Below are 13,033 nucleotides of genomic sequence, written 5' to 3'. Positions count from 1 at the left end.
AAAACCCGGTTTCTAGACCCCCATATCTTAATTATGCAAAATCCCCGCCAAATAGCCTTTCTCGCACTCCGCGAAGTCCACCGCCGCGGTGCATTCGCAGATGCCGCACTCGATCGCGCTTTCAGCAATTCTCAACTCAACGACCTCGATCGGCGTTTAGTGACAGAATTAGTTTACGGTAGCGTCAGGAGAATGCGATCGATCGACTTCATCATCGACAAACTAGCCACAAAGAAATCCTCCCAACAACCACCCGAACTTCGCACCATCCTACATTTAGGCTTATATCAACTCGAATATCTCAACCAGATTCCCCCCTCCGCCGCCGTCAACACCACCGTTCAACTAGCAAAAGAAAACGGATTTTCAGGACTCAGCAGTTTTGTTAACGGTTTGTTGCGCCAATACATCCGTTTAACAGATAACGACTTAAACCCATTAACAGTTACTAATTATAAATCCACCGTTGAACGCCTAGGAATTCTGCACAGCTTCCCCGAATGGCTGGTGAAATTGTGGATCGAACAAATAGGCGAAACCGAAACCGAACAACTCTGTGAATGGTTCAACCAATCTCCCACAATTGACCTGAGAATCAATCCTTTAAAAAGCTCGATCGCCCAAATTGAAGCTGCCTTCAAAACCCACAACATCTCAACTAGCAGAATCCCCAACTTGCCCCAAGCATTAAGACTAAATGGCAGCATCGGCGCCATTCAAAACCTCCCCGGATACAGCGAAGGTTGGTGGACAATCCAAGACAGCAGCGCTCAATTAGTCACCCATTTACTAGGGCCCCAGGCAGGGGAAACTATCATCGACGCCTGCGCCGCACCGGGGGGGAAAACCACCCACAGCGCCGAATTAATGCAGGATGAAGGGACAATTTATGCCTGCGACAAAACCGCCAGCAGACTCAAAAAACTTAAAGAAAATGCCGACAGACTTCAGATGAAATCCATTAAAATTCATACCGGAGACAGCCGCCATTTCCCAGAGTTTGTTAACCTCGCAGACAGAGTTTTACTAGACGCACCTTGTTCCGGCCTCGGAACCCTCCACCGCCGCGCCGACGCCCGCTGGCGACACACACCCGAAAACATTCAACAACAATCTCAACTGCAATCGGAATTGCTAGCAAATGCAGCGACGTTTGTCAAGTCCGGCGGCGTATTAGTGTATGCAACTTGCACAATTCATCCCTTGGAAAATGAAACAGTTATTCGATCGTTCTTAGACAGCAATCCTCACTGGCAAATAGAACCGCCAACCATTGATTTACCCGTACAGCCATCACCCGAAGGATGGGTGAAAGTGTGGCCGCACAGACATCACATGGACGGCTTTTTTATGGTGAGACTAAAGCAAGATTAGATTTGTAGATGGTGATTTACGGCTATCGTGGGGGCGGGTTTATGAGATTATTGGTTTTAGGCGATTATTGTTGGTGAAACCCGCCCCTACGGGTGGCAATTGTTGGTAAAACCCGTTTAATATCCCGGTTCTTGATAAGCTGGCTCTTCATAAGCCGGCTCTTGATAAGCTGGCTCTTCATAAGCCGGCTCTTGATAAGCCGGTTCTTGCCACTCGCGATACCGGGGTTGAGGATTGGGATTGTAAGGTACGATCGCACCATCCTCATTCACAATCATCCCCCGAATAATCCTCTTAGGCTCCACCGGTTTCGCCTTAATACTACCTTTGCGGCCCTCCAACTCCGGCAACTTCGGAAACTTCTCTACCGGCATTCCCTTAACAGCTTGACTCATAAAATCGCGCCAATTGTAGGCCGCCGTACCGCTAGTTCCCCAAGTCGGATAATTGTCATCATTCCCCAGCCAAATCCCAGTCACAACCTGTGGAATGTAACCAATAAACCACAAATCCCTGACATTTTCCGAAGTACCGGTTTTGCCTGCTACAGCGCGATCGTTTAAAGCCGCAGGCCCCCCCGTACCGTCTTGCACAACACCCTCCAACATCCAAGTAGTAATCGCAGCACTATCCTTATCCAAAACCCGCTTCGGTTTAAAATTAGCCTGATAAATCACATCTCCCCGCTGATTAATCACCCGCTTAATTCCGTGGGCTTCAATAAAATTCCCTTGCGCGGCTAAAGTACCGTAAGCATTGGTTAACTCCAGCAAATTCACTTCCGAAGAACCCAAAGCCAGGGAATAAATCGGACTCAATTTCGACTTAATTCCCATATCGTTGGCTACTTTGATCGCCGGTTCAAACCCCACATCCATCAACACCTTCACAGCTACGACATTCACCGAACTCGTCAAAGCATCAGAGATCGATCGCCAACCGCTAAATTTTTTGCCATAATTATTCGGTTGATAGCCGTCTATAATAATTGGTTCGTCTTCGTAACTGTCATAGGGAGAAAAACCCGCCGCCATCGCCGCGGCATAAACCAACCCTTTAAACGTCGATCCGGGCTGCCGCAAAGCCTGCGTAGCGCGATTAAATTCACTTTCCTTAAAATTTCCACCTCCTACCAGCGCCTTAACTTCCCCAGTCTTAGTGTCCATAGAAACTAAAGCCGCCTGTTCAAAACCCTGACGGCGGCCATCAACTTCGATCGCATTTTTAACAACCTGTTCCGCTATTTTCTGCCACTTCAAATCCACCGTCGTCTCGACAGTCAAACCGCCAGCTTCCAAAGCATCCTCAGAAACATAGCGCGGCAATTCCTTCCGAATGTAACTAGCAAAATAAGGTGCGACTACTTTAAATCGCTTCGGCGGACTTGGTTTAACTGCGATAGGTTCCGCCATCGCCTCCTTCGCCTCAGCCTCTGTAATTACCTTCGCTTCCTGCATTTGTTGCAGCACAAGATTGCGGCGTTGCTTCGCAATATCAGGATTAACTAAAGGCGAATATTCGCTCGGTGCCGGCGGCAAACCCGCCAAAGTTGCCATCTCTGCCAAAGTTAATTTATCGACTGTTTTGCTAAAGAAAACCAAAGCTGCATCTGCCACTCCGTAGGCATCCGAACCCAAATAAACCAGATTTAAATATCTTTCTAAAACTTGGTCTTTACTCAACTCCCGCTCTATTTTCTGAGCTAAAAGAGCTTCCCGAACCTTCCGCCTAATACTTCTTTCCTGATTCAGAAAAACAACGCGAGCCAATTGTTGCGTAATTGTACTGCCGCCCTGCACTAAATCTCTCGCTATCAAATTAGAAACAATCGATCGCACAATACCTTGATAATCCACCCCGCGATGTTGATAAAAACGGCGGTCTTCTATGGCAATAAAAGCTTTAACCAACAGTTCGGGAATTTCTTGAAGTTTCAGTTTATCTCTAGTTGCAGGCCCCGACTGCAACAAAATCGTATTATCGGCCGCCTTAATTGTCAGTGTCCCGTCGCGGTTAAAGGCGGACAAATCGTTAACATCTGGCAAACCTTTGTCTAAGGTGTACAAAATCCATAAACCGTAGATTAAAGCGCCCCCGCCTATACTGGCAACACCTAAACTTATCCAAAATCTAGGACGGCGGGGGATACGTTTTTTAGTATTTTCCTGCGGTGCGCTATTTTCCTGTAGTGCCGTATTTATCTGCAGTTGGGTGTTCGGCGATGCGCTATTTTCCGGCAATTCGCTACTATCGGATTTTTGGGGTGATTTAGTTCCCAGCAAACTTAATCCCGGCCGCAACAATTCTTTTCCCTTGGTTTGCAAGCTGGTAACTTGAGGTTCAATTTCCAACCAAGCAATTAAGCGCTTCAACCCTTCCCAATTGCGCTTGACTATTGGATATCGAGCGTATTCTGGCTCTAAATATTCTGAGTCTAAATATTCTGAGTCTAAATATTCTGAGTCTAAATATTCTGACTCTTCTAGAGGTGCAGCATCTTCTGATACCACATACTCGGAGCGCTCATCTCTTGTCCGTGTAGAAAATTCCGCCTCCGATTCCGGCGAGTTGAGCTTATTGCCCTTCGCAGCCTTCGGCGGTTCTCGATCGGAATTACCGCTTATTGCGTTAGTGACTTTGCTCAATGTATCTTTGATATTTGAGAAAAATTCAGCCACGATCAGACCTTCAAACCTCATCAAGTCCGATTAAAAATTAAAAATTAAAAAAGCTAGCCTTCTTCAATTCTTAATTTTTAATTCGACATTTTTTCTTGAATAACACGCTGCCTTGAATTAGATTTTTTGAATTAAAAACTTTTTAATTCACAACTCAAAATTCAAAACTTTTCTTAACGCTGCAGAGCTTGGTATTTTTTTGAGAAGTGAATTAGATTTTTTGACTTCAAAATTTTTTAACTCAAACCTCAAAACTCTGCTTAACTCCCATGACCCAGTGCCAAGGCTGCTACCAGCATACCCAAAACCAGGAAAGGCTGAGCACTGGCCTGATATTTAACATCATTTTCCAGGGGATTACGCAAAAAGTACATATCCTGAAAAGTAATTTGGGGAATTATCAGCAGCAGCAGAATGACAGCGTAAAGGTTTTGGTGGATGCTGATCAGGTAGCCTGCAATCCCAGCTTGAAAGATGTCGATCATCAACACGCAAATCCAAGCTGCAGTGCTGATGCCAAACATCACTGGCAAAGATTTTAACCCTAATTGCCGATCGCCCTCAACACTTTTGAAATCGTTGACGATCGCAATCCCCAGCCCTGCCAAACTGTAAAACAGCGTCAAAATCATAATCGTGGGATCTAGTGTACCAAACAAAGCTTGACCAGCCCACCAAGGCAGGGCAATGTAGCTAGCACCCAGGGCATAATTTCCCAACCAGCCATTCTGCTTGAGTTTCAGCGGGGGCGCAGAGTAGATATAAGCTAGAAACGCGCCGCCGAGAGTCAAAACAGTCATTATCGGGAATTCATGACCCGCCCACAAGTCTAGAGCATAAGCCACCCCAATGCCAGCGGCTAATAATACCAAAATTTGCGTTACTACTTGGGGAATCGAGATGATACCGGAGGGAATCGGACGGTAGGGCTCGTTAATGGCGTCGATGTCGCGATCGTAAAAATCGTTCAAAGTTTGAGTGTACCCGGCCAACAACGGCCCTGACATCAACATACAAGCTGCTGCGATCAAGACATTCTCTAGGTTCCAAACATAGTTTCCAGAAGAAGCCGCCCCGCACACCACGCCCCAAATTAGGGGAATCCAGGTAATCGGTTTCATCAATTGCAAGCGAATCTTCCAGATGGAAGTTTCCCCGCTAGCGGCCCCTTTCATGCCCAACAGTTGCCTAGTTTTGGCACTGCGGTTTTCGGTAGCAGCACTTTCCGGTGCAGCTTCTGGGGAGATTTGGGATGGAGGAGAGTCAGACATAAGTGTGATGTTAGTGGTACTGCTACTATTGTGTCGTTTTCCGTTTCAATAATAATTCTGATAGAATACCACTGATATTTAAGGCAGAGTCTTGAAAACTTACCCCGGCTTGGAGTTGATGCTAAGGAAAAGTAGGAGTTTCACAATATATTGAAATATCATTATTTTGTGTAAATGTCAAGAGGATAAATACTTTTTTTATAATTTCGCGCTTGCCCGCCTGCTGGGGGAGATTTTTGCCAGCAGGTGCATTTAATGTCAATTACCAGGAGGCGATCGAGTTTTTTGCCATACTACCCTTGAATCATCTCATCTGGCAGAAAATCTGGCAAAAATTCAGAATCTAGAACCTCGACAGCAGTGTAGATACATAATTTCGGAAACGTCTCTACAAGCAATCCAGTTTCAGCACCTGCTTGTTCTGCTGCATCCGCATAGCATTGGGCCAGTACCTCTTCAAGATATGGTTTGAGACTGGGGGAATCTTTCAGAGCTTGGCGAATGCGTCTGCGATGTTCGACAATGCTGCCTTTCCAACTACCGCTTCTTTGATCCGGTTGAAATTGCCACTTGAGCATGTGCAGGAGAATTACCACCAGATTACTCTCTAAACTCCGGCGTTCACTTCGCCCCATGTCTTCTATTTCTGCAATCAGATTTTCCCAGTCGATGTTTGAAAAGTCGCGAACCCGCAACTTTCCCACAGTGGTTTCAATCCATCTCAGGTAATCTGTATCATACAATTTTTGTCGTTCTACTTCTAATTTTGTTGTCATAATACTTTTTAGTTGGGCGGGGGCGGGTTTACGAGATGATTGGTTTTAGGCAATTATTGTTGGTCAAACCCGCCCCTACAAGGTTCGATCGCATATTATTGTTTTTTTTGTTTTGGACTTACTTAACAACTGTAAATTAACAAATATGGCGATAGGAATCAAAAGGCAGTCCCGTCCGCCGCTTGACTTCGACAACTGATTTGTAAGCGCCTTTTCTCTGCCTTTCTCTAACTATTTTTTCCGCAACATATCTATCTAAACCGCTGGCGATTAACTCTTCCGGCGAAAGAATATTTAACCGTTTCCAAGTAAACTGCAATTCTTTTTGATAATTGTAGCTGAAGCAAATCATCGGGGCGATGCGTCTGACGTGGCTTTCGGGAACTCCGGCTATTTCTGATAACTCTTCGGCGTGGGTAAAAATGTAGCCTTCGTTTTGCAAAGATTCAATATCGTTGGCGTAGACGATCGGCAAACCCAAGATTCTGACCATATCGTCTTTGGTACACTCGTTAATATCTATTTTGCCGCGCACGTTTGCCAGTTCTTCGGCATTCGTCGCACTTGCAGGAACCAGTAAACCTCTGGGTGCGGTTTTGATCAGATAGCGCTTTTTCAAACTAAAAGCAGTGACAATTTGAGCAATCCACACGAGCGTACCCAAATTAGTTGAAGAAGATACCGCTAGTGCTGCTAAAGTAATGGCAACACCCCATCCCATCCAACTGCGAATATTTGACTTTTGGCCTGCATAGGCGATCGCCAATCCGCCGAAGTAGGGAATAAAAGAATACCACACCCAGTTTGGAGTTTGACGCAGCCAGTATAAATCTTGAGACACTTTAATTTTATCCTTAAATAGTTGTGCTCTCACACTTATTTCAATTTCAATCCCACTTTTTTAATAGTGGGCTTTCTTCTTCCTTCTTCCTTCTTCCGACGGACATCCGTTACATCCGTTACATCCGTTACATCCGTTACATAATCCGTTGCCGAACTTCCTTCTTAATTACAATTCTCGCAACAGTTTTTGGCGTTTTTCTTCATATTCTTCGGCCGTAATTGCGCCCATATCGTAAAGTTTTTTCAATTCGCCGATCGCCCCGGTTACATCTTTTGCCGCTCTGAGGGCATACCCCGACGGCAACGTGCCGCCATTGTACTGAACCTGAAAAGCTTGTTCCGAAATCAGCAGCAGGCCGATAAAATCGAAAAATGCGATCACTGATGGAATTAATGTCCAAGAAAATAGCAAGTATAATACCCCTGCTAAGTTATTGCCCAAATAAAATTTGTGAACTCCGAAACCTCCTACAAAGAAAGCTAACACAACTGCTACGGTTTTATCTTTTACCATTTTTACTTTCCCCTGTTTTTTTTATTTTAAGTTCCGCGATCGACCTTTAAATCTCTACCTTTAACGATCGACATAAGTAATCTTACTAATTTTTACTCATTTATTGGGGTTTTTGCGAAACTTAGACATCGCAAAATACAGCAGAACTATACCGACTTGAGCCTGTATAATCACCAAGTAGCCTCTCAAGAAATAATTGAGTTCGCTGCCTGAATTGAGAGAAAATATTAAAAGGCCCAAGGCTGCGTAGGGTGCGAAACGCATCCAACTCGGCGTTCCCTCTAAATTACGGCTGTTCAAATTGCTCATGGGTTTAAGCCTCATCCTAAATAAAAATTTAGCTATAAATTAGCCGGATTGTCAACTTCCGTTTGGTGCGATCGCCCGCGCCAGTCTCTCAATCATCAGCCGACAAGATATTACTTCCATTTTAAACCAGCTTTTTCCGCTAAAGTAAGGAACTGGGGCGGGTAGATCGGGATCTGTGACTAATATTACAGATGAAGCTGAACCCGCCCCTATGGGAGTTCCGGTTATTTTACCGAACTAGAGATTAGGGCGCATCGAGCAGCCTACTGCTGTTTTTGCCCTTGTCGATCGCCCTGACGATCGCTGTCAAAAAAACAAGGTTAATTCACAATTATTAACAACCCCCCAAATTAACTCGCGCCGCCGCCCAAAAGAAACAGACTCAGGAGAGTACCGCTGTTCCAAAGACTGTGGAGAAGCATAGGAGCCAGGAGATTGCGCGAGCGCGTGTACACAAAGCCCAAAACCGCACCCAAAGTCGCCAAAGGCAGAATCTCAGAGACACTCAAGTGAGCCACAGCAAACAAGAAAGCAGAAGCAGCGATCGCCCCCCAAACAGGCAAATAGCGAGTCAGAGAAGGCAGCAGAAAGCCTCGAAACACGATTTCCTCAAAAACCGGAGCCGCGATCGCAGCAGTGCCGAAAAACACCACCAAAGCCACGTTGTCCCTACCTTCAAGAACGATCGGCAAAATCGGATTACTGCCACCTTGTCCCTGCCAGAATTGCTGATTGATCAGCGACACCAAAACTACCAAAGGCAAAGCAACAAAATAGCCACCAAATCCCCACAAAAACCAATTTCCCCGCCAATTAATCCGAAACCAACCTTCCGGCAAAGGCAAAAAAGACTTGACCGAAAAATACAGTACCGAAAGCCCCCCAGCCGACAGCAACAAATAAGTAGCAAAGATATAAAAAGCCTTGTCGCGCGGGTCAAAAGTAGCAGGATTGAGTTTTAAAACCGCCAGAGAAACAGGCAGCAACAAATAGGGAATCAAGATTTGCCCGACAAAGAAAAAGCCGACCACAAGCACCTGCCAAACAATCTCACCGTCCCAAGGCACATCCCAAGTCAAGCTCGCATTTCGCGCCAACACAGGGCCGGAACCTGCTGTATCTAACTGCTTTCGCTGCAACAACCACTGCACGGTCAAACCAACCAGCAAAACCGTACCAATACAAAGTGCGATCGCCGGAACGCCAACTATAATTGCCAACTTTTCTACAGCTTGCTCTGCCGTTGCTTGCTCTGCTGCTTGCAGCGCCACCACGTCTTTAGAACGTTCTTGCAGCTTGTAAAGTTGAGCTAGAGCGCGATAGCGAAACCAGCCCTCCAAAGACTTTTGAATGCGCGGCTCGGCATCCGGCAGCAGTTGAGCCGGATTGCTCCAAATTCCTGTTAAAACTTGAGCAGTTTCCACCGAAGAATCGTCATCAATTTTAGTTTGGTAGCGCTCAACTAAATTTTTCCAAGTTTGAAGCGCCGCCTCAGTTTTGCCACTGCTTGCCTGCAAAATTCCTAAGCGCAAGTCAAGTTCGTTTAGCAGCACTGACTGTTGCTTTATCGACTCGGACGCCGCCTTATTTTGAGCCAAACTCAGAGTATTATCATCAGACTTAGAGGCGATGGCAGACTGAATTTCTTTAACTTGTGCTTGAGTTGTTTCGAGAGTTTTGCGAGTCGAGTCTCGCGCTTCTTGATATTGCGTCAAAGCCGTATTTAAAGGATCTGCACCGACAATATTGTTGCGCGCCGAACTTAAATTAGCACTCTGATTATTTTCTCCTTGCCACTCCGAGGCGTGCAGCAGTAAATTTGTCTGGTAGAGTTCCAGCCGACTTTGAATTTGCGGCTGATTCCAACTAGCAAGTAAAGATAAACCGACCATGGCGATCGCGATCGCCGTTAAAATACCTAAAATAACCCGCTTCAGTGTCATTACTGCTTTTCCGTCCCGCGCGAATCCGTGGCTAAGTCTTTTCCGTCTTTAATCATAGGTCGTTGCAGACGAGAGTATCCCGACAACTGGTAAAATTTCACTGGCTCATCTTTTTGACTCGCCTCGCACCCGAAGACTGGGTAAGGCGTGCACCCCGCACCCGAAGCGCGGTAACAGGCTAAATCTAAAATCTAAAATCTAAAATCTAAAATCGAATGACTCGCATTATCTTAGTCCGTCACGGCAAAAGCACATACAATCAAGAACGCCGCATCCAAGGCCGCCTCGATAAATCAATTTTGACAGAAGCAGGCCGCAGCGCCGCCCAGCAAGTAGGCGACACACTCAGCAGTATCGCCTTTGATGCCGCCTATACCAGTCCCCTGCAACGAGCCAAAGAAACAGCGGAAATCATCCTGTCGCGCTTGACAAATCCGCCACAACTTCAGCCAACTGATAATTTGATGGAAATCGATTTGCCTCTGTGGGAAGGAATGTTGCGCCAAGATGCTATAGACAAATTCCCCGAAGCATATCAGCAGTGGCAAAAACAGCCAGACAAATTTTCCATGAAACTGCCATCTGCTGACGGAGAAATCGAACACTTTCCCGTATTAGCCGTTTTTGCTAACGCCCGTCATTTTTGGCAAGAACTGTTATCGCGCCACCAAGACGGCACAATTCTAGTAGTAGGTCACAACGGAATCAACCGCGCTCTCATCGCCACCGCCTCGGAAATTACCCCGGATTACTATCAATCAATTCAACAGTCAAATTGCGGAATTAGCGTCATTAATTTTGGAACTTTCCCTGTTACCACCGACGTACAAACAGAGCCAAAAAAGAAAGCTCCAGTTCAATTAGAGTCGGTGAATTTAACTTCCCATACCGGGGAAATTTTTCCCAAACCGAGGGACGGACACCAAGGCCCCCGCTTGTTACTGGTGCGTCACGGCGAAACCGACTGGAATAAAGCAGGTAAATTTCAGGGGCAAATAGACGTACCTCTCAACGATAACGGCCGCGAACAATCCCGGCGGGCAGCAGAATTTCTTAAGGATGTAAAATTAGATTTTGCGATCAGCAGTTCCATGCTACGCCCCAAAGAAACAGCGGAAATTATTCTCAAATATCACGGCGGTTTGCAACTGGAACTGCGTGATGACTTGAGAGAAATCAGCCACGGACTTTGGGAAGGAAAATTTGAATCAGAAATCGAACAATCCTATCCGGGTTTGCTAGAAGAATGGAAAACATCTCCTGAAAAAGTCCAAATGCCCGAAGGAGAGAATTTGCAGCAAGTTTGGCACAGAGCGATCGCAGCTTGGCGCGAAATTGTACAATCTGTTTCTGGTACTGGGATTGTAGTTGCTCACGATGCCATTAACAAAGCAATTCTCTGCCACCTATTCGGTTTGGAACCAGAACATTTCTGGAAGTTCAAACAAGGAAACGGAGCCGTTAGCGTGATTGATTATCCCCACGGCCCCGATGGTTTGCCGGTATTACAAGCGATGAATGTCACAACTCATTTGAGCGGCGGCGTTTTTGACAAAACAGCAGCCGGAGCACTCTAATTAGTAAAGTGCTGAGCGCGAACCCGTAGCGGAAGGAACGCCCACCGCTACGGGTTCGCGCCTGAAAAAAGTTTGAATTTTGATAACAACCGCGCCCGACGCTTAGGAAGTTCTTAATTCCTGAAACTAATGCGCTGGATTGCTTCTTCCTTCTTCCTTCTTCTTTCTATCCTTTACATCCGTTACATCCGTTACATCCGTTACATAATCCGTTGCCGAACTTCCTTCTGCTATATGAGCCGCGAACTGCTACAAAATGTACGAGTGCTAGATCCAGTTTCAGGGAGCGATCGCATCGCTGATATTCTAATTACCGAAGGTAATATCAAAGCAGTTGAGGAAAAAATTGCTGAGTTTCCCGCTGACACCCAAGTGCGGGATTGCCAGGGACTGATTTTGGGGCCGGGGTTAACTGATATGTACAGTCACAGCGGAGAACCGGGTTTTGAGGATCGGGAAACCCTGGAATCTTTGATGCAGGCTGCCGCGGCTGGCGGTTTTACGCGAGTGGCGATTTTGCCGGATACCTCGCCACCTGTTGACAATTTGGCTGGTTTAGCTTTGTTGCAGCAACATATCCGCAATTTGCCGCCGGGGCTGCCACGCTTGTATTTTTGGGGAGCGCTGACAGCGGGCGTTAAAGGTCAGCAGATGGCCGAGTTGGGCGAGCTGGCCTCCTGTGCAGTGGTGGGTTTTGCGGACGGTTTGCCGCTGTCTAATCCGGCTCTGGTGAGGCGTTTGCTGGAGTATATCAAGCCTTTGGGCAAGTCGGTGGCTTTGTGGCCGTGCGATCGAACTTTGGCAGGAAAGGGCGCGGCGCGGGAGGGTGCGGTGTCGGTGCGGTTGGGTTTACCAGGAATTCCGGCGAGTGCGGAAACTTCGGCTTTGGCGGCAATCCTGGAGTTGGTGGCATCTGCGGGTACTCCGGTACACATTATGCGCGTTTCTACAGCGCGCAGCGTGGAATTGATTCGAGATGCGAAGGCGCGGGGTTTGCCGGTGACTGCGAGTGTGACTTGGATGCACTTGCTGTTGAATGTCGGGGCAATTTCAGGAAACTCTCAAGATTCCGGCGGAAAAAATGCTCTGACTGCTTCGTGGCCCTATGATCCGAATTTACGCCTAGAACCGCCGTTGGGCAATCTCAGCGACCAATTAGCGCTGATTCAAGCTGTGAAAGATGGCGTAATTGATGCGATCGCGATCGACCACAAGCCGCATACTTATGAGGAGAAAACTGTGGCTTTTGCTGATAGTCCGCCCGGGGCGATCGGCTTGGAATTAGCTTTGCCTTTACTGTGGCACGGACTGGTAGAAACTGGCGATTTTTCGGCTTTAGAACTGTGGCGAGTGTTGAGTACCAGGCCGGCCGTTTGTATCGGGCAAACCCCCGCCACTGTTGCACCAGGAGTCTCTGCTGAGCTGATTTTGTTCGACCCGGAAATGAGTTGGACTGTTGACGGGCAAAGTCTGAAGTCGCGATCGGCAAATACGCCTTGGTTGGGACAGCAATTAGCAGGAAAAGTTGTACAAACCTGGATTAATTAACCCTTGCGATTAAAATTCATCTGTTGTAGAACAGGCAAGATGCCTGTTTCTCAAAGTAGAACAGGCATCTTGCCTGTTTCTCAAAGTAGAACAGGCATCTTGCCTGTTTCTCAAAGTAGAACAAAAGTAGAACAGGCATCTTGCCTGTTTCTCAAAGTAGAACAAAAGTAGAACAGGCATCTTGCCTGTTTCTCAAAGTA

At 46.7% G+C, this 13,033-nt stretch carries 11 protein-coding genes; 4 read left to right on the top strand and 7 right to left on the bottom strand.

Going from position 1 to position 13,033, the window contains the following annotated elements; translation table 11 throughout:
• The first annotated feature begins 33 nt into the window (after positions 1 to 33).
• On the top strand, positions 34 to 1,374 hold the full coding sequence (locus tag QUB10_RS17950; protein ID WP_333204180.1) for a 16S rRNA (cytosine(967)-C(5))-methyltransferase: 1,341 nt from the start codon (positions 34 to 36) through the stop codon (positions 1,372 to 1,374).
• A gap of 116 nt (positions 1,375 to 1,490) precedes the next feature.
• Here the strand turns inward: QUB10_RS17950 and QUB10_RS17945 are convergent, their stop codons facing one another.
• From QUB10_RS17945 to QUB10_RS17915, 7 genes are all read right to left on the bottom strand, one after another.
• The gene (locus QUB10_RS17945) at positions 1,491 to 4,073 is read right to left on the bottom strand and encodes a penicillin-binding protein 1A (protein WP_333204253.1); all 2,583 of its coding nucleotides are present in this window, start codon (positions 4,071 to 4,073) and stop codon (positions 1,491 to 1,493) included.
• A gap of 239 nt (positions 4,074 to 4,312) precedes the next feature.
• Entirely contained in the window at positions 4,313 to 5,323 is a 1,011-nt protein-coding gene (chlG, locus tag QUB10_RS17940) for a chlorophyll synthase ChlG (protein ID WP_333204178.1), read from the bottom strand.
• Positions 5,324 to 5,616: 293 nt separating this feature from the next.
• Positions 5,617 to 6,099, bottom strand: coding sequence for a DUF29 domain-containing protein (locus QUB10_RS17935; RefSeq protein WP_333204176.1), 483 nt, complete (start codon positions 6,097 to 6,099; stop codon positions 5,617 to 5,619).
• A gap of 136 nt (positions 6,100 to 6,235) precedes the next feature.
• Positions 6,236 to 6,940: a helix-hairpin-helix domain-containing protein gene (locus tag QUB10_RS17930; protein WP_333204174.1), complete on the bottom strand. Its 705-nt coding sequence runs from the start codon at positions 6,938 to 6,940 to the stop codon at positions 6,236 to 6,238.
• A gap of 168 nt (positions 6,941 to 7,108) precedes the next feature.
• Complete coding sequence (locus tag QUB10_RS17925; protein ID WP_333204172.1) at positions 7,109 to 7,456, bottom strand: NINE protein; 348 nt, start codon at positions 7,454 to 7,456, stop codon at positions 7,109 to 7,111.
• A 96-nt stretch (positions 7,457 to 7,552) separates the two neighbouring features.
• The gene (locus tag QUB10_RS17920) at positions 7,553 to 7,765 is read right to left on the bottom strand and encodes a hypothetical protein (RefSeq protein ID WP_333204170.1); all 213 of its coding nucleotides are present in this window, start codon (positions 7,763 to 7,765) and stop codon (positions 7,553 to 7,555) included.
• Between the two features lie 350 nt (positions 7,766 to 8,115).
• Positions 8,116 to 9,708 carry a CPBP family glutamic-type intramembrane protease gene (locus QUB10_RS17915; RefSeq protein ID WP_333204168.1) on the bottom strand — a complete coding sequence of 531 codons (1,593 nt, stop codon included), beginning with the start codon at positions 9,706 to 9,708 and terminating at the stop codon, positions 8,116 to 8,118.
• 215 nt (positions 9,709 to 9,923) lie between these two features.
• On the opposite strand from QUB10_RS17915, the gene QUB10_RS17910 reads away from it, so the two are divergent.
• The 3 genes from QUB10_RS17910 to QUB10_RS17900 all read left to right on the top strand — a co-directional run bounded on the left by QUB10_RS17910 (position 9,924) and on the right by QUB10_RS17900 (position 13,004).
• Entirely contained in the window at positions 9,924 to 11,285 is a 1,362-nt protein-coding gene (locus QUB10_RS17910) for a histidine phosphatase family protein (protein ID WP_333204166.1), read from the top strand.
• Between the two features lie 234 nt (positions 11,286 to 11,519).
• Positions 11,520 to 12,833, top strand: coding sequence for a dihydroorotase (locus QUB10_RS17905; RefSeq protein WP_333204164.1), 1,314 nt, complete (start codon positions 11,520 to 11,522; stop codon positions 12,831 to 12,833).
• Between the two features lie 39 nt (positions 12,834 to 12,872).
• The gene (locus QUB10_RS17900) at positions 12,873 to 13,004 is read left to right on the top strand and encodes a hypothetical protein (protein WP_333204162.1); all 132 of its coding nucleotides are present in this window, start codon (positions 12,873 to 12,875) and stop codon (positions 13,002 to 13,004) included.
• Positions 13,005 to 13,033: the final 29 nt, after the last annotated feature.

The sequence above is a fragment of the Microcoleus sp. B5-D4 genome, assembly GCF_036705145.1.
Lineage (GTDB): Bacteria > Cyanobacteriota > Cyanobacteriia > Cyanobacteriales > Microcoleaceae > Microcoleus.
The sequence above is the reverse complement of the archived record's forward strand: the minus strand, read 5'-3'. Positions and strand labels throughout refer to the sequence as shown.

What these genes read in the sequence shown, in the direction of transcription:
- QUB10_RS17950 (WP_333204180.1), top strand. Translation starts at nt 34, where the DNA reads ATGCAAAATCCCCGCCAAATAGCCTTTCTCGCACTCCGCGAAGTCCAC.
- QUB10_RS17945 (WP_333204253.1), bottom strand. Translation starts at nt 4,073, where the DNA reads ATGAGGTTTGAAGGTCTGATCGTGGCTGAATTTTTCTCAAATATCAAA.
- chlG (WP_333204178.1), bottom strand. Translation starts at nt 5,323, where the DNA reads ATGTCTGACTCTCCTCCATCCCAAATCTCCCCAGAAGCTGCACCGGAA.
- QUB10_RS17935 (WP_333204176.1), bottom strand. Translation starts at nt 6,099, where the DNA reads ATGACAACAAAATTAGAAGTAGAACGACAAAAATTGTATGATACAGAT.
- QUB10_RS17925 (WP_333204172.1), bottom strand. Translation starts at nt 7,456, where the DNA reads ATGGTAAAAGATAAAACCGTAGCAGTTGTGTTAGCTTTCTTTGTAGGA.
- QUB10_RS17920 (WP_333204170.1), bottom strand. Translation starts at nt 7,765, where the DNA reads ATGAGCAATTTGAACAGCCGTAATTTAGAGGGAACGCCGAGTTGGATG.
- QUB10_RS17915 (WP_333204168.1), bottom strand. Translation starts at nt 9,708, where the DNA reads ATGACACTGAAGCGGGTTATTTTAGGTATTTTAACGGCGATCGCGATC.
- QUB10_RS17910 (WP_333204166.1), top strand. Translation starts at nt 9,924, where the DNA reads ATGACTCGCATTATCTTAGTCCGTCACGGCAAAAGCACATACAATCAA.
- QUB10_RS17905 (WP_333204164.1), top strand. Translation starts at nt 11,520, where the DNA reads ATGAGCCGCGAACTGCTACAAAATGTACGAGTGCTAGATCCAGTTTCA.
- QUB10_RS17900 (WP_333204162.1), top strand. Translation starts at nt 12,873, where the DNA reads ATGCCTGTTTCTCAAAGTAGAACAGGCATCTTGCCTGTTTCTCAAAGT.